This is a genomic window from Embleya sp. NPDC050493 (assembly GCF_044458105.1).
Taxonomy (GTDB): Bacteria; Actinomycetota; Actinomycetes; order Streptomycetales; family Streptomycetaceae; genus Embleya.
This window is the reverse complement of sequence record NZ_JBITHP010000031.1, coordinates 22,090-38,040: the sequence shown is the minus strand read 5'-3', so window position 1 is coordinate 38,040 and position 15,951 is coordinate 22,090. Positions and strand designations below refer to the sequence as shown.

The 15,951-nt window shown below is 72.3% G+C and carries 13 protein-coding genes; 6 read left to right on the top strand and 7 right to left on the bottom strand.

All coding sequences use genetic code 11. The features are described 5' to 3' along the window. Positions 1-107: 107 nt before the first annotated feature. Together ACIBM5_RS39030 and ACIBM5_RS39025 are read right to left on the bottom strand one after the other, a co-directional pair. Positions 108-1,295, bottom strand: a complete 1,188-nt coding sequence (locus ACIBM5_RS39030; RefSeq protein WP_396011458.1) for an FAD-dependent monooxygenase — start codon at positions 1,293-1,295, stop codon at positions 108-110. Between the two features lie 227 nt (positions 1,296-1,522). Further along, positions 1,523-1,984 carry a winged helix-turn-helix transcriptional regulator gene (locus tag ACIBM5_RS39025; protein ID WP_396011457.1) on the bottom strand — a complete coding sequence of 154 codons (462 nt, stop codon included), beginning with the start codon at positions 1,982-1,984 and terminating at the stop codon, positions 1,523-1,525. Between the two features lie 270 nt (positions 1,985-2,254). Between ACIBM5_RS39025 and ACIBM5_RS39020 the strand changes: the two genes are divergently transcribed. After that, positions 2,255-3,625, top strand: coding sequence for an MFS transporter (locus tag ACIBM5_RS39020; protein ID WP_396011503.1), 1,371 nt, complete (start codon positions 2,255-2,257; stop codon positions 3,623-3,625). 179 nt (positions 3,626-3,804) lie between these two features. Here ACIBM5_RS39020 and ACIBM5_RS39015 read toward each other — a convergent pair whose 3' ends face one another. Continuing rightward, positions 3,805-5,445 (bottom strand): MFS transporter, encoded by a 1,641-nt coding sequence (locus ACIBM5_RS39015; RefSeq protein WP_396011456.1) that lies wholly within the window; start codon positions 5,443-5,445, stop codon positions 3,805-3,807. 192 nt (positions 5,446-5,637) lie between these two features. Between ACIBM5_RS39015 and ACIBM5_RS39010 the strand changes: the two genes are divergently transcribed. Further along, positions 5,638-6,129, top strand: coding sequence for a MarR family winged helix-turn-helix transcriptional regulator (locus ACIBM5_RS39010; RefSeq protein WP_396011455.1), 492 nt, complete (start codon positions 5,638-5,640; stop codon positions 6,127-6,129). A 185-nt stretch (positions 6,130-6,314) separates the two neighbouring features. Here the strand turns inward: ACIBM5_RS39010 and ACIBM5_RS39005 are convergent, their stop codons facing one another. Then, positions 6,315-7,697 carry an MFS transporter gene (locus tag ACIBM5_RS39005; protein ID WP_396011454.1) on the bottom strand — a complete coding sequence of 461 codons (1,383 nt, stop codon included), beginning with the start codon at positions 7,695-7,697 and terminating at the stop codon, positions 6,315-6,317. Positions 7,698-7,951: 254 nt separating this feature from the next. On the opposite strand from ACIBM5_RS39005, the gene ACIBM5_RS39000 reads away from it, so the two are divergent. Further along, positions 7,952-8,551: a CGNR zinc finger domain-containing protein gene (locus tag ACIBM5_RS39000; protein ID WP_396011453.1), complete on the top strand. Its 600-nt coding sequence runs from the start codon at positions 7,952-7,954 to the stop codon at positions 8,549-8,551. Positions 8,552-8,941: 390 nt separating this feature from the next. Here ACIBM5_RS39000 and ACIBM5_RS38995 read toward each other — a convergent pair whose 3' ends face one another. Further along, positions 8,942-10,531, bottom strand: coding sequence for an ice-binding family protein (locus ACIBM5_RS38995; RefSeq protein ID WP_396011452.1), 1,590 nt, complete (start codon positions 10,529-10,531; stop codon positions 8,942-8,944). 801 nt (positions 10,532-11,332) lie between these two features. Between ACIBM5_RS38995 and ACIBM5_RS38990 the strand changes: the two genes are divergently transcribed. Continuing rightward, positions 11,333-12,511, top strand: a complete 1,179-nt coding sequence (locus ACIBM5_RS38990) for a macrolide family glycosyltransferase (RefSeq protein WP_396011451.1) — start codon at positions 11,333-11,335, stop codon at positions 12,509-12,511. Positions 12,512-12,532: 21 nt separating this feature from the next. Here ACIBM5_RS38990 and ACIBM5_RS38985 read toward each other — a convergent pair whose 3' ends face one another. After that, positions 12,533-12,961 carry an SRPBCC family protein gene (locus ACIBM5_RS38985; RefSeq protein ID WP_396011450.1) on the bottom strand — a complete coding sequence of 143 codons (429 nt, stop codon included), beginning with the start codon at positions 12,959-12,961 and terminating at the stop codon, positions 12,533-12,535. A 334-nt stretch (positions 12,962-13,295) separates the two neighbouring features. Between ACIBM5_RS38985 and ACIBM5_RS38980 the strand changes: the two genes are divergently transcribed. Beyond that, positions 13,296-14,075 carry a helix-turn-helix transcriptional regulator gene (locus tag ACIBM5_RS38980; RefSeq protein ID WP_396011449.1) on the top strand — a complete coding sequence of 260 codons (780 nt, stop codon included), beginning with the start codon at positions 13,296-13,298 and terminating at the stop codon, positions 14,073-14,075. Between the two features lie 206 nt (positions 14,076-14,281). Here ACIBM5_RS38980 and ACIBM5_RS38975 read toward each other — a convergent pair whose 3' ends face one another. Beyond that, positions 14,282-15,142, bottom strand: coding sequence for an NAD(P)H-binding protein (locus ACIBM5_RS38975; protein ID WP_396011448.1), 861 nt, complete (start codon positions 15,140-15,142; stop codon positions 14,282-14,284). Between the two features lie 175 nt (positions 15,143-15,317). Between ACIBM5_RS38975 and ACIBM5_RS38970 the strand changes: the two genes are divergently transcribed. After that, the gene (locus ACIBM5_RS38970) at positions 15,318-15,719 is read left to right on the top strand and encodes a winged helix-turn-helix transcriptional regulator (RefSeq protein WP_391589143.1); all 402 of its coding nucleotides are present in this window, start codon (positions 15,318-15,320) and stop codon (positions 15,717-15,719) included. Positions 15,720-15,951 lie beyond the last annotated feature (232 nt).

Sequence of the window (15,951 nt, the reverse complement as noted above, 5' to 3'; positions counted from 1 at the left end):
CGGACAACGGCGCGAGCCGCGCGTCGGGGCCGCACGCCCGGGCCGCCCCCCACAGCCGCGCCCCACGCCCGGGCCGCCCCACACCCCCCGCCCCGCAGCCCCGCGCCTCACAGCCGTGCCGGCACCGGGTAGTCGGCCAAGGTGATCGAGGTCGCCGCCTTGGTCGTCATCTTGTCCAGGAAGCGCAGGAACGGACCGGCCGTCAGGATCCGGTAGATCCGGGTGCGCCGCTTGATCCGGCCCGCGGTCATCGGTGCGAAGAACGGGCCGACCCCGCCCGCCACCTGTTGGCACGCCCTGGTGAACTTCCCGATCGCCCGCTCGTACCCGGCGAACGCGGCGCGGTGGTCGCCGTCGGCCGCCGCGAGTTCGCCGGCGAGGACGTACGCGCAGACGATCGCGAGGCCGGTGCCCATGCCGCCGCAGGTGGCGCCGTAGCCGGCGTCGCCGAGCAGGACGACCCGGCCCTTGCTCCAGGAGTCCATCACGACCATGCCGATCGAGTCCGCGTAGAACGTGTCGGCCTCGGCCAGGTCCGCCATCAACTCCTCGGCCCGCCAGCCCATGTCGGCGTAGGTCGCGGCCAGCGCCCGCTTCCGCGCCTCGACGTCGCGCCGGTCCGGGCCCGCTCCGGCGTCGGCGTAGACGCACATCACGTTGGCCCGGCCCGCCCGGGTCGGGGACACCGCCAGCCCTCGACCCGGCTCGCTGTAGATCAGGCTGCCGGGCCCGGCGCCCAGCCGGTCGGGGGCGTCGAACAGGGCCACCCGATAGCCGGATTCGCGGACGAACCGCGACTCCTCGCCGAAGACCAACCTGCGCACGTTCGAGTGCAGCCCGTCGGCACCGACCACCAGGTCGAACCAACGCGGCGCGGCACGTTCGAAGGTGACGTGCACCCCGTCGGCGGTCTCGGTCAGCGAGGCGATCGAGTCGTCGAAGACGTACTCGACGTCGCCCTCGGTCAGTTCGAACAGGATCCGGGCCAGATCACCGCGCTGGATCTCCACCTCGCCGCCGGCGAACGACGCGGGCAGGGCCACCAGTTCGTCCCCGGCCGCGTCGACCAGACGCAGCGATCCGGCGTCGGTGCGATATCGGGTGATCTCGTCCAGGATGCCCATCCTGCGCAGCACCGTCATGTGCGCCTCGCCGCGGAAGTCGACCGCCTGCCCGCCCGGCCGCAGCTCCGGGGCCCGCTCGACCACGGTGACCTGGTACCCGTACCGGTGCAGCCAGTAGGCCAGCGCCGGACCCGCGATGCTCGCGCCCGAGATCAGCACGCTCATGCCCATGGTGTTCTCCTCGCGTCCTCGGCCTGGCTCGTCCCTGCCGACGACACCGATGCTGGTCGGCCGCGCTGACCGGGTACGCACGGTGCACTGACCGGCGCTGACCGGCACTGCCGGCGGGTGGCGGCGGGTGGCGGCGGGCGGGCGGCAAGGCAAGGGCGGCGGGCGGGGCCGGCCGGTGGTGGGCGGCGCGCCGAAGCGGCTTTGCCCACCGGATTCCGCGGGCCGGCTCAGCGACCGGCGGAGGCCGGCTCGGCGGACAGGCCCGCCTCGGCGTCGGCGCGCGCGTCGTACCGGGCCCGGGCCTCCGCGATGCGTTCCTGGTGCTCCTCGGTCCAGGTGACCAGGGATCGGATCGTGGTGTGCAGCGTGGTGCCCATCGGGGTGAGCGCGTAGTCCACCCGCGGCGGCACCACCGGGTAGACGGTGCGCCGAACCAGGCCGTCGCGTTCGAGTTGGCGCAGCGTCACGGTGAGCATGCGCTGGCTGATCCCGTCGATCTCCCTACGCAGCTCGGTGAAGCGCAACGTGCGGCTCTCCAGGATCGCGATGACCAGGAGCGACCACTTGTCCGCGACCCGGTCGAGGATTTGGCGAACCTCGCACCCTTCGCGGACGTCCCACTGGAGCGCGTCGTAATCGTCCTGGTTACCCACGCAGGGGGTCGGTTCCTTTGAAGTGCCTTCTTCCATGGGAGTCGATGCTGCCGAAGGATGGGGGTGGTTACAAGAGGGAACCGGGTTCGTTCGGATAACCGAGTCCCCGGGGCCTCGACGCCGCCACCCACACCCACATCCAGCGTCCCGAGGGGCTGCCGCATGTCCGCATCCACGTCCTCGTCCACCCCCACCCCCACCCCCACCTCGACCACCACTACCGCCTCGCCCGTTTCCGACCCGGGGTCGGGCGAGGTGGAGGCGCCCAGAACGCCGCACACGCCGCCGGAGAACGACGCGGGACGGATGGGCGCCCGCGCGTGGGGCATGTTGATCGTGCTCTGCGGCGCGATCTTCCTGGAGGGCATCGACGTCGCGATGCTCAATGTCGCGCTGCCGACGATCCGCGAGGACCTGGGCATGTCCACCGGCGCGGTGAGTTGGGTGATGAGCGCGTACGTGCTCGCCTACGCGGGTTTCATGCTCCTGGGCGGGCGTACGGCCGATCTGCTCGGCCGGCGACGGATGTTCGTGTTCTGGCTGGCCGTCTTCCTGGTGTTCTCCGGCCTGGGCGGGTTCGCCACCGAGGGCTGGATGCTGATCGTCGCGCGCTTCGTGACCGGCGCCTCGGCCGCCTTCATGACCCCCGCCGGGCTGTCCGTCATCACCACGAGCTTCGCCGAGGGACCCCAGCGCAACCGGGCCCTGCTGTTCTACGCGGGCACCGCCGCGGGCGGCTTCTCGCTGGGTCTGGTCATCGGCGGCCTGCTGACCGCGATCGACTGGCGGCTGGTGTTCTTCGTACCGGTCGCACTGGCCGCGGTGATCCTGGCCCTGGCCCTGGCGCTGATCCCCGCGGACGGCCGACCCGACCGGGCCGGTCGGGACTTCGACGTGGCGGGCGCGATCAGCGTGACCGGCTCGATGTTGCTGCTGGTGTACGGCGTGGTCCGGCTGGAGCACCCGGCGCGCGGCTGGGGGTGGACGATCGCGGCCTTCGCGGGCGGGACCGCCCTGTTGCTCGCGTTCGTCGCCGTCGAGCGTCGCGCCGCCGCCCCGTTGGTCCGGCTCGGCATCCTGCGCTCGGGAGCGCTGGTGCGGGCGAATCTGGGCGCGATGTTGTTCGCGGGTTCGTTCTTCGGCTTCCAGTTCGTGGCGGTGTTCTACCTCCAGGAGGTACGCGGCTGGTCGACCCTGGAGACCAGCCTCGCGCTGCTGGCGGTGGGCGCGGACGCGGTGCTCGCGCCGACGGTGACGCCGCGGCTGGTCGACCGGTTCGGCAACCTGCGGGTGATCCTGGGCGGGATGTCGTCGGCCGCGCTCGCGTACGCGCTGTTCCTGTCCATCGACGCGGACACCTCGTACCCGGTGATGTTCCCGACGATGTTGCTGCTCGGATTCGCCTTCGCGATGGCGTACGGGCCGCTCACGATCGCCGCCACGGACGGCATCGACGAGGACGAGCAGGGTCTGGCGGGCGGATTGTTGTACACCGCCTTCCAGTTCGGCGCGGCGCTGGGCCTGTCCGCGGTGACGGCGGTACTGGCCGGCGCGGGCGGCTCGGGGCTGGACGGCTTCCGGACGGCGTTGATCGTGCCGCTGGTGGGCGTGCTGTTGGGCGCGGTGGTGACCGCCCAGGGCCTGCGCGGGCGGGATCGCGCGCCGGACACGGCATAGGGGCGTGGCGAGTCCACGGACCTCGGCGGAGCTTTGGCCTCGCTCAGTTCCCTGGGGGAACCGCCGTCCGGAGCCGCTCGTCGATCGATCGGATCGGCGAGCGGCTCCGGCTCGGCGCCGGTTCCGCTCAGGCCCCGGCGCAGGCTCCGGGTCAGGCCGGCGCAGACTCCGGTTCCGGGTCAGGCTCGGGTGGAGCCGGTCAGCGGGACGGGGGCCGACGCCTGGGCCGGGATGCGGGGGGCGGTCGTGCCGGCGGGTGTCTTCGGCCGGCGCACGCCGATCATCAGCACGGTGACCGCGGCGGCGACGAACATCCCCAGCCCGGCGATGGTCATGCACAGGTGCAGCGCGTCCGCGAAGCTGTTGCCGACGGCGGACAGCGCCTTGCCGGTGGCCTCGGGGGGCAGGCCGAGGTGACCGGCTGCCGAGAGCCCCTCGTCCGAGACGGCCGAGGTGACGTGCTCGCGGTCGGCGGGGGCCAGGCCGGAGGCGGTCAGGTTCTCCGGCAGGGCGGCGGCGATGCGGTTGGTCAGCACCACGCCCAGTACGGCCGGGCCGAGTGCGCCGCCGAGTTGGCGCAGGGTGTTGTTGCCCGCGCTGGCCATGCCGGCCAGGTGGTGCGGCACGCTGCTGACCGCGACCGAGGTGATCGGCGTCATCACGAAGGCGAAGCCCACGCCGATCACCACGAGCGGACCGGCCATCGCGGCGAACCCGGTGTCCGGCTCCAGGGTGTTCAGGGTCAGCATGCCGATCCCGGTGACCACCAGGCCGAAGGTGAGCAGCGCACCCGAGGGGATCCGGCCCATCAGCCGGCCGACGATCGGGCCGATCACCACGGTGAGCCCGTTGATGAGCAGGAACCGGTAGGCGATGTCGAGCGCGCTCAGGTGCTGGACGTTGCCGAAGAACAGGCTGAGCGAGAAGACGATCCCGACCAGGCCGAACATGGTGATCATGGTGACCACGCCGGCGCCGGTGAACGAGCGCGACGAGAACAGCTTGAGGGACAACATCGGTGTCGCCGAGCGGTGTTCGATCACGATGAACGCGGCCAGGCCGAGGATCGCGAGCGCGAACGCGGCCAGGACCGGGCCGTCGGTCCAGCCGGTGGTTCCGCCCTCGATCACGCCGTAGATCAGGCCGGTGATCGCGATGATCGCGGCGATCTGGCCCGGCACGTCGATGGCCCGGCCGTGCGGCGAACGGGAGTCCTCCAGGAGTATCGCCGCGACCACGGCGCCGACCAGGCAGACCACCACGATCGGGGCGAAGATCCAGCGCCAGGAGGCCTGTTCGAGAATCGTCCCGCTCAGCAGCGGGCCCAGCGACATGCCCAGGCCCAGCGAGGCGGCCCATGCGGAGATGGCCTTGGCGCGGGCCCGGAAGTCCGGGTAGGCGTGGCTGATCAGCGCCAGGCTCGAGGTGAGCAGGGCGGCGCCGCCCGCCCCGGAGAGCGCCTGGCCCACCCAGACCTGGGCGACGCTGTGCGCGGTGAGGTTGGTGGCGGCGCCGGCCGCGAGCAGGAGGAGGCCGGCCAGGAACGCCTTCTTGCGCCCGTACAGGTCGCCGATCAGGCCGAAGGTCAGGATCAGCGCCGCCATCGGCAGGATGAAGATGTCGCTGATCCACTGGAGGTCGCTCGTGGACGCGTCCAACCCGCGCTGGATGGTCGGCAGGGAGACCGCCACCCCGCCGATCGGCACGTACGAGGCGAATACGCCGAGACATGCGAGCACAACGGTGAGGGTGGGGCGGGCCACGGTGGTGGTCGGCGGCGAGCCTGCGGCCGACGCAACGGATTGGGGGGTCGTGGGCATGGTGCGACAACCTTCCAAGTTCTACGTAGTCTGTTAAGTTATCAGAAGACTTAGAACTTGTACGAGGGCTGGCATATTGTTCGGTGTCTGCCAAGGCGTCGGATGCCGAGCCGCCGATCCGCGTGCCCTACGGTGACCGGGTAAGGCGCCTTCGCGGCGCAGGCCCCGCCTTTCGGAGAAGGGAAACGCGCGATGCCCGCCCCCCACGAAGTCGCCGAGCCCGCGTGGAGCGAGCAACTGCCACATCTGCTCTGGCGTGCACAACAGTCCATGCAGCGGCTGCTCAACGAGAGGCTCGAAGGCATCGGCGTTTCGATCAACCAACTCGGTCTGGCCGGCCGGCTGGACGAGAACGGCGCGATGTCCGCCGCCGACCTCGCCCGCGCCCACCACATCACCCCGCAGAGCGTGACCACCGCGGCGGCAGCGCTGGAGCGGGCGGGTTGGATCGTTCGCCGGCCGCACCCGGTACACAAGCGGGTGGTCCTGCTCGAACTGACCGCACTGGGCAGCGCGGGCGTCGCCGAGGGCCGACGGGTGATCAAGGAAGCCGACGGCCTGATCAGCCGGACGATCGGCGCCGAACAGGTCGAGGCGTTCGCGGCCAACCTGCGGATGATCACCGCGGTGGTCGACGGTCCGGACACCCCGGCGGGCCGGATGTGGCCGGAGCCGCCGCGGTGAGTACGGGCGGGTGAGTCGGGCCGCGGTGGGGCGGTGGCCGCGAGGGGATGGGCCGGGGCCGCGGATGTGAAGGCGTTGCGGCCGCGTCCTTGGCGGACGCGGCACGGATGCCTCCTTCGGGAGCGCCATCCGCTGACCCCGGAGCTCCGTGCGCGCCGAGTTCGTGGCTCGGGGAGCGCCACGGATCAGCCGACGTCCGTCGAGCTCGGCATCCGCAGCGCGGGTGCCAGCCGATCCTCGGTGACGACGCGCAGGTACACCGGAATCGTGGCCGCCACGGCGACCGCGAACACCACGAACGCGGCGCGCACTCCGAACCACTGGGCGAGCCCGCCGATCAGTCCGGCGCCGAGCGGCATCGCTCCCCAGCCGAGCAGCCGGGCCGCCCCGCTGTAGCGGCCCATCATCCGTTCGGGCACCAGGTTCTGGCCGATCAGCCGGGAGTCGACCGACCACAGCGTGCCGCCCAGGCCGCCGACGAAGGCGGCCGCGGCGACCGCCCACAGGTTGGTGGTCAGCGCGGGCACCGCCATCATCGCGAAGGTGCCGATCAGGTCGGCGAGCATCACCCGACGGTGGCCGATCAGCCGATTGAGCCGCCCGACGAGCAGCGCGCCGAGCAGGCCGCCGACGCCCAGGGCGCTCAACACCACGCCGTACTCGCGGGCGGACAGATGCATCAGGTCGTGCGCGACCAGCGGCATCAGGGCCAGCCATCCGCCCCAGCTCGCGCACAACACGGTGAGGATGAGGGACATCGTGCGGAGCAGGCGATGCCGCCAGAGGAAGCTCAGGCCGACGCCGATTTGGCGGGCGACGGACTCGGGTGCGGGTGCGCCGGCGTCGGAAGCGGTCGGGGTGCCCGCGGTGCCGGTCGGGGTGCCGGTGGACGCCTCGGCTCCGCTTTCGTCGACGGCCGGGTCGGCCGGGTCGGCCCGGTCGGTGGCGGCCCGGAAGCGTCCGGTGAGCAGGAGCAGCAGCAGGCTCGCGGCGAGGTACGCAACCCAGGTCGTTCCGAGCGCCAGGCCGGTGCCCGCGGCCAGCAGCAGGCCGCCCACGAACGGGCCGGCGAACTCGTTCGCGGCCGTCTCGGCGCCGGTGATCAGCGCGTTGGCGCGCTCCCGGTCGGCGCGCGGGACGATCGCCGGGACCAACGCCGCGGTGGCGGTCAGCGCGATCACCTCGGCCACGCCCAGGACCAGCCCGCCGAGTGCGAGCACGAGGAGGCCGGCCCGGCCGGCGAGCACGATCGCGATCAGCACACCGATGGTGAGCAGCCGCATCCCGTCGGCCAGCCACAACAACCGACGCCGATCGGCGCGATCCACCAGCACTCCGACGGGTAGCGCGACCAGGAGCCACGGCAGCGTCAGCGCGAGCGAGACCAGCGAGATCAGCGCCGGGGAATCGGTGCTGCGGGTGGCCAGCACCGGCAGCGCGATCTTGGTGATGCCGTCCGCCAGGTTGGTGACGAGGGTGAAGGCCAGGAGCACGGAGGTGTTCCGGGCACCGGCCGGCTTCGCGATCCGCCCGCTCGGTAGGTCGACACCGACGCTCTGCAAGACCATCGCCCGCCCTAACTGTCAAAGCCGTTCACCGGTTAGCACGCCGGCTCGATCGTGGCACCGGCGCACGCGCGCCGTCAACCGGTAAAATCGTTAGCCGGTTAGCGAAGGGGTAGGCTGGCCCGACCGGCGACCGGACCGAACCACCCGGCCCACGCCGGATCGAGATCGCACCGGTCCGGGAGCTCACCGGACCCGATACCGCACGGGACCGAACCGGCCCCGGACCCGAGATCGCGTCGAAACGGAGGCCCGAGATGCTCGAAGCACCCGCTTCCGCGGTGCTGATCGAGGCGTTCGTGAACACGATCGACGTCGAACTCGGTACGGACGAACTGACCACGCCGCCCGAACTTCGCACCTGGCTGGCCGCCCGGGACCTGCTCGATCCCGCCGCCCGGGTCGCTCCGACGGACCTCGACGCCGCGCTGCGACTACGCGCCGGCCTGCGCGAGAAGCTGGGCGTACCCGTCGGCACCGCCCCCGACCCGCGGCAGCTTCGGCAGGCCGACGAGGTTTTGCGCGCCCTGCCGGTGGTGTTCGAGTTCGGCACCGACGGGCATCCCGGCGGCTTCACGCCGGGCCCCGAACTCCCCCCGGTGGACCGGGCTTTGGCTCGACTCACCATCGCCTGGGCCGAGTTGGTCGCCACCGGCGAGTCGGCCCGGCTCAAGCGCTGTGCGGAACACGGCTGCGCATGGGTGTTCTGGGACGTCTCCAAGAACCGCAGCCGCCGCTGGTGCTCGATGCGCGTATGCGGAAACCGCACCAAGGCCCGCCGCTACGCGGCCAGACACACCCCCACCCCCCGTCCCCAAGCGCCGACCGCGGACCACCCGGGGCCGACGACGAGTTAGCGAATCAGCCGGGAGCATCGGATCGCCTGTACCCGCCTGCGCAGGGCCTCGATGCGACGACGCACCTGATCGAGGGAGTGGGGGCGCCCCGGCTTCATCTTCCGCAGCCGGGACGTCCCGCTACGCAGCGTACTCGATCGATGACCGGAAAAGTTCCCAATGAGTCGTGAATCGATCAGGGGATCCGGAACATCGTGGTGCTCCGTTTGCGCGGCGTCACGAGAGTGCGGCGGGTTGCCGCGCGCTCGGCGAGTCGTCCGTCGCTGCCGGTACGGGCGAGTGTGGACAGCAGGGTCTGCGGAACGCGATCCGCCCCCGTCCGCAGTCCTTTCGGACGCGGCCGGGGGCGGATGGCTGTGGCGGTGTGGGCCTCACCGCCGGATCGTTGCGCTATCCGTCGATGCCTCCCGATTCGGTGCGATCGGTACGGCGCTTGCGCTGGAGGATCAGGACGAGGGCGCCCAGAGCCAGGATTGCGGCTCCGATGCCGGCCAACGGACCGACGAAGTTGTTCGAACCGGTGGCCGCCAGTTGCGGGTGGGCCCCGGGTGCGGGCGCGTTCTGCGGGGCTTTGTCGTTCGCGGCGTCACCGCGGTGGTGGGCGGGGCCGCCGTTACCCGGTCCCTGGGATTCCGCCGCATGGGTGGGTCGTTGCGGACCGCCGTTGCCCGGTCCCTGGGATTCCGCCGCGTGGGTGGGTCGTTGCGGGCCGCCGTGGCCCGGTCCGTGGGTCCCCCCTCCATGGGTGGGTCGGTGCGAGCCGGTGGGGCGACCGGACGCGGGCGGGGTGGAAGCGCCGGGGCTCGAGGTGCTTCCCGGGCCTGCCGGACCCGAGGGACCTGCCGGACCTGCCGGACCCGAGGGGCCTGCCGGACCTGCCGGACCTGCGGGGCCTGCCGGACCCGCCGGGCCCGGGGAGCCGGGTGCCCCGGGAGAACCGGGAGCGCCGGGGGAGCCGGGTGCCCCGGGCGAGCCGGGAGCGCCGGGCGAGCCGGGAGCGCCGGGCGAGCCGGGAGCGCCGGGCGAGCCGGGAGCGCCGGGGGAGCCGGGTGCCCCGGGAGAACCGGGTGCCCCGGGAGAACCGGGAGCCCCAGGCGAGCCGGGTGCCCCAGGCGAACCGGGAGCGCCGGGGGAGCCGGGTGCCCCGGGAGAACCGGGTGCCCCGGGAGAACCGGGTGCCCCGGGAGAACCGGGAGCGCCAGGAGATCCGGGCGGCCCGCTGGGTCCCGGAGGTCCGCTGGGTCCCGGAGGCCCGCTCGGTCCGGGCGGGCCGCTCGGGCCGATGATGCAGGTCGGCTTGGTGATGACGTTGGTGTCCAGGGTGGTCGAGCCGTTGCGGGCGAGGGCTCGGCCCTCGATGGTCGCTCCGGTGGTGACCGAGATGGAGGTCAACGCCATGATCGTGCCCTTGAAGCTGGTGCCCGTCCCGAGCGTGGCCGAACTACCGACCTGCCAGAAGACGTTGCACGCCTGGGCGCCGTTGACGAGTGCGACGGTGCTGGAGGACCCGGTGATCAGAGTCTCCGCGATCTGGAAGATGAAGACCGCGTTCGGGTCGCCCTGCGCGTCGAGGGTGACGGTGCCGGTGAGGCCGAGGGGCCCGGTGGACTTGTAGACGCCGGCGACCAGCGTCTGCCCGACGAGGTCTCCCGCAACGCTCGCGGTCGGGGCCCGTCCGGCGGCGTCGTTGTAGGCGATGGTCAGGTCCGCCTGCGGCCCGTCTGCCGCCGGGGCTGTCTGGATGGTGCCGTTGATGACCATTCCCGGGGGAAAGCCGACGACCGAGGAGCCGGGGCTGACGCCCACGCTCCCGCTGATGACGCTGGGGCCGGTGTTGGTGACGGTCTGCCCGCCCAGCACCGCGTAGCTGTCCGCCGTCCCCAGGAGGACCGTGTCGGGTCCCGCCGCACGTGCGCCGGGCGCTATCGACACGAGGGCGGCCGAGGCCAGTAGCACCAGCCCGAGAATGATCGCCGCCATCGCGGCGGATCGGGAATGCCTCGGTTCTCGGAAGCCCGTGGAACGAGCACCATCGATTGCCATGAACTGGGCCTTTCGCATACTCGGTGTCGCCGTCGAACGACCGGCGGGCAGACGCGTTCCGGGACGGGGTTGTCGCAGGCGTCGGGGCGACGAGGGGTGGGCGAGCGCGTTGTTCGGAGGTGCGTGGACACGCTTGCCCGTGGGACAAAGGGCGCGAATCACTGCAATTCATCGCCCAATGTCCGCAATGAGATCATCCGCTGATCACAATTACCGGGAGTCAAACGGGTGGTTTTGTGCGACTCCCCGAACGCCCCGTCCCGTTGACGACGGATGGCCCCGCGGGCGCGCCGATTCGGGATGCATCGGCGTGTCGGCGCTGCGATCGACACGCGAACGCGTGGCCGTCCGCGGCGTGGACGCCTCGGCCGGATTCCGCCGCCGCGCATGCGCACGGCCGCGCACGGCCGCGTCCGAACCGCTCGCCGTCGAGTGCGGGTGTCGACCTCGGTCCGAGTGCCTCGCCACGAGGGAAGTCCGCGCCGTCGTGAATCCCGGGCCGGCCCACGGCGATTACGCCGTCCCGGTCACGGATGCGGCGGTTCCGGAAAGTCGGTTGGTTCGGGACGAAGGCTCGGGATACCGTCGGGCGTATGTGCTTCCAACAGATCTACGGCTGACACCGGCGAGGGCCACGCCCTCGATCCGCCCGCACCGGGTCGCGTGTGACGTACGCGTCGACGCCCGGGTCGCCGGGCTGTGTGTCCACCCCGCCGTAGATTCGAAACGAGAGCTCTCATGTCCCAGCGTCGCCGTGCCCACATCGCGATGATCGGCATCCCCGCCGTCAGCCATGTACTGCCCAGCCTCGAAGTCATCCGCGAACTGGCCGATCGTGGTCATCGCGTCAGCTATGCCAACGACCCCGTCGTCGCCGACCTGATCGCGCCGACCGGGGCCGAGTTCGTGCCGTACCGCTCCACGTTGCCGGTCGGCGACAACGACTGGCCGGCCGATCCGATCGCCGCGATGGGCACCTTCCTGGACGACGCGATCCAGGCGCTCCCGCAGTTGCGCGCGGCGTACGACCACGACCCGGCGGATCTGTACCTCTACGACATCGGCGCCTACGCCGCTCGGGCCCTGGCCGAGCGCCAGGATCGGCCGATCGTGCAGATTTCGCCGACGTACGTGGCCTGGCGGGGCTACGAGGACGAGGTGCTGCCCGGGATGAAGCAACTGCCGGGCGCGGACGCGTACTGGGCGCGATTCGCGGCCTGGCTCGAGGACTCCGGCGCGACCACCACCGACGTGGACCTGTTCGGCGGCCGGCCGCGCAGGGTCGTGGCCACGGTGTCGCGCGCGATGCAGCCGAACGCGGCGCTCGTGGACCCGGCCGTGGTCGACTTCGTCGGCCCGTGTCTCGGGCATCGCGCGGACCAGGGGGAGTGGACCCGCCCGGCCGGCGCGGAGCGGGTGCTGTTGATCTCGCTGGGTTCGGCGTTCACCCGACAGCCGGAGTTCTATCGGCGGTGCCTCGCGGCCTTCGGCGATCTGCCGGGCTGGCATGTGGTGCTCCAGATCGGCCGGCACACCGACCCGGCGGACCTCGGCACGATTCCGGACAACGTGGAACTGCATTCCTGGGTACCGCAGTTGGCCATTCTGCGGCAGGCCGACGCGTTCGTCACGCACGCCGGCATGGGCGGCTGCGGCGAGGGGCTGACGACCGGCGTGCCGATGATCGCCGTACCGCAGGGCGCCGAGCAGTTCGCCAACGCGGATCGCCTGGTCGAACTGGGCGTGGCCCACCGCCTGGACACCGCGGATGCGACTCCGGAGGCGCTGCGCGGCGCACTCCTCGACCTGACCTCGAACCCGGAGGTGGCCGCCCGCTCGGCCCGACTGCGGGAGGACGCGATCGCGGAGGGCGGCACGGCCCGGGCAGCCGACCTGATCGAGGCCGAACCGGCTTGATCCCGAGGCGGCCGGCCGGGCTCAACCCGCCCGCCCGGCCGCCCGGGACCTGTCCTCCATCGTGCTCTTGACCAGGTCGGCGCCGTACGCCATCGCCTGCCGCATCGGCTCGGCGAGACCGTCGGGGAGCACCTCACGGGTCCAGCTGAACGTGCAGCGGCCGGCGGCCGTCGGCCACACCCGCATGGTCGCCCGGTCGTGGGTGGGCGTGGCGCTGCCGCCGATCACCGCGTAGGTGACGCTGCGGCCTTCGGGATCGACCTCGATCAGGCGTTCGCGGGCGGTCATGCCGTTGGCGAAGGCGACGAATCGTACGCCGGGCTCCTCGAGTCGGCTGTCCACGACGAAGCCCGGAGCCATTCGGACCGGGCCCGTCTCGAACTCGCCGACGATCGCCCAGACGTCGTCGGCGTCGGCCTCGACGATGCGTTCTTCGTGGATGTACGTCACGGGAATTCTCCGGTCGGGGTAGGGGCTTTCGGCGCGGTAAGTGCTCACCCCGAGGCTGCCGGCCGGCTGTCGCCGGGTCTTGAAGATTCTTGCGAGCGCAGGAGCGCAGGAGCGCAGGAGCGCAGGGGCGCACGAGCACTCCCGTGCCGCTCCCACGCCCGCCTTGCTCCTCCGGCTCCGCCGTCATTCCCGTGCCCGGCTTTCGTACATCGCCGCTCGGCACGAATGTCGGGGCGGCCCCGGAGCAGGCGCGGCTGTCGGGCCTCGCGCGTAGCGTGAAGGAGTGTTGTCCTTCGTTGATCTCGTCGTCCGGCCCGCATTTGCGGTGAGTGCGGTGACGTGTCGCGAAGACCACCGACGCTGGGCGGCGCCGGAGCAGTGCGACGACCACCGGATCGTGCTCGTGCGCAGTGGCCGATTCCGGCGTCGGGCCGACGGTGTCGCCGCCGATCTGGACCCGACCGTCGGTTACGTCGGCGTCCCGGGCCAGGAGGAGTGTTTTGCCCACCCGGCCGGCGGCGACGTGTGCACGTCCGTGCGGGTCGCGCCGGAGCTGTGGGCGGATGCGGCGGGCTACCCGGGCCGCCGCCCGGCGTGTTCGGCGCTCTACGTCGACGCGGCGCTCGACCTGGCGCATCGGCGTTGCCTGTCGGCCGCCGAGGGCGGCGATGTGGACTATGCGCTCACCGAGCAGGTGCTGACCCTGGTCCGGCATGCGGTCGACCGGGTGGCCGCGCGGCCGGGGCCGCACGCTTCGGCGCCCGACGACCGGCGCCTGGTCGCGGCGGCGCGTGAGGCGATCACGAGCGGGGACGCCGCGTCCGGCGCGTTGATCTCGTTGGCCGAGTCGATCGGGGTCTCGCCGTTCCGGCTGAGTCGGGTGTTCTCCCGGGAGATGGGAGTCTCGCTCACCCGATACCGGAACCGGGTCCGGCTCGGCCGGGTGCTGGATCGGCTGGCGGCCGGCGAGGTCGGCTTGGCCGCCCTGGCGGTCGACCTCGGTTTCGCCGATCAGGCGCACCTGTGCCGGACCGTGCGGAAGGAACTCGGATACACCCCCACCGTGCTCCGCCGACTGCTCCGGCCGGCACCGGAGGAGCCGCTCACTCGGTGATGCCGTTGCGCCGGCGCGCGGGTTCGGTGCGACGCGGGACGGCAACGCATCCCGCGATACGCGCGGCGCCTGCGATCCGCAAGGCATGCACCCACGGCAGCGCTCACGAGCCCACGCCACGTCCCGAAAGCGCCCCCGGCCCGGCTCGATGCCGTGCTCGGGGGCGCTTCCCGTTACCCGCGTCTCTACCTGCGTCGAGTGTGCGGTCAGCCCTTCAGCGCCACCGAGACGGTGTCCGCGAGCGGCGTGGTCGGGCGGCCGAGCAGGCCGGACAGCTCACCGGTGATGCCTTCGAGCGCGCCGTCGGCGATCTGCAGGTCGGAGTCCACGAGCAGCTCGACGAGGAACGGCGGGAGGCCGGCGCCGTTGAGGATCTCGGTGTACTGCTCGGCCGGCAGGTTCGCGTACACGACCTCCTTGCCGCTCTGCTTCGCCGCCTCGGCGGCCAACTCGGCCAGGCTCCAGTTGTTGTCGCCGGTGAGCTCGTACACCTTCCCGGCCTGGTCCTCGCTCAGCAGCACGACGGCCGCGGCCTCGGCGTAGTCGGCGCGGGCGGCGGACGCGACCCGGCCCTCGCCGGCGGAGCCCGCGATCGCACCGCGCTCGACGGCGCCGGCCAGCGAGCCGGTGTAGTTCTCCGTGTACCAGCTGTTGCGCAGCAGCACGTTGGGCAGGCCGGTGGCGGCGATGCGGACTTCGGTGTCGCGGTGCACCCGGGCCAGGCCGAGCGGGCTCTTGTCCGCGGCGTAGAGCGAGGTGTAGAGCAACAGGCCGACCCGGGCCTCGGCGGCGGCGGCGACCACGGCGGTGTGCTGTGCGATCCGGTCCGCCTCGGGGCCGTTGGAGGACACGAACAGCAACTTGTCCGCACCGGTGAAGGCCGGCACCAGCGTCTCGGGCCGGGTGTAGTCCGCCTCGCGCACCTCGACTCCGCGGGCCGCGAGGTCGGCGGCCCGGGCCGGCGTGCGTACCGCGGCGACGATCTCCGAGGCCGGGGTGCCGCGCTCCAGGAGGGCGTCGATGACGAGGCGGCCGAACTGCCCGGTGGCTCCGGTGACGACGATCATGGCGAGTTCCTCTCTTCCGCGCCGAACCCGTCGTCCGGCCGCTGACCAAACGATGGCACTAACTTTTCGAAAGCGCAAGCGGTGAGAGAGTGCAGCACTTTCGGAAGCGCCGACGCGGAGGTAGCCTCGGTACGTGCCGACGCGGCCGCAGGTGCAGACGACGAAGGGGGCAGCGATGGAAACCGTGACCGAGACCGGGCCGGACCCGACCCCGGAGTTCGAGTTCGACGTGTTCGCGAGGGCATGCGTCTCGCGGGGGGCGATGGAGCACATCACCGGCCGCTGGGGCGTACTGGTGCTGGGCGGGCTGTACGACGGGCCGCTGCGTTTCAACGCGCTGCGCCGTCGGGTCGACGGGGTCAGCGAGAAGATGCTGGCGCAGACCCTTCAGGCGTTGGAGCGGGACGGCTTCGTGCTTCGCGAGGTGCACAGTGCGATCCCGCCCCGGGTGGAGTACACGCTCACCGAACTGGGCGCCGCGACGGCGGCCAAGCTGCTCGATCTGATCCGGCACCTGGAGGGGCACATGGCACAGGTGCTGGCCGCACGCGAGGAGTACGACCGGACGCACGCCTGAGCGCTGAGTGCCCGGGGGCCGCGTGCCCGAACGCCGGAGGAACGCCTGCCCGAGCTGCGCCTGCCCGAGCCTCGTGTGCCCGAGCGTTGCCTACCCGGCCGGCCGCCGGGGAGACGAGGGGGGGGGGGGGGGGGGGGGGGGGGTGGTGGGGGGGGGGGGGGGGGCGGGGGGGGGGGGGGGGGGGGGGGGGGGGGGGGGGGGGGGGGGGGGGGGGGGGGGGGGTGTGGGGTGG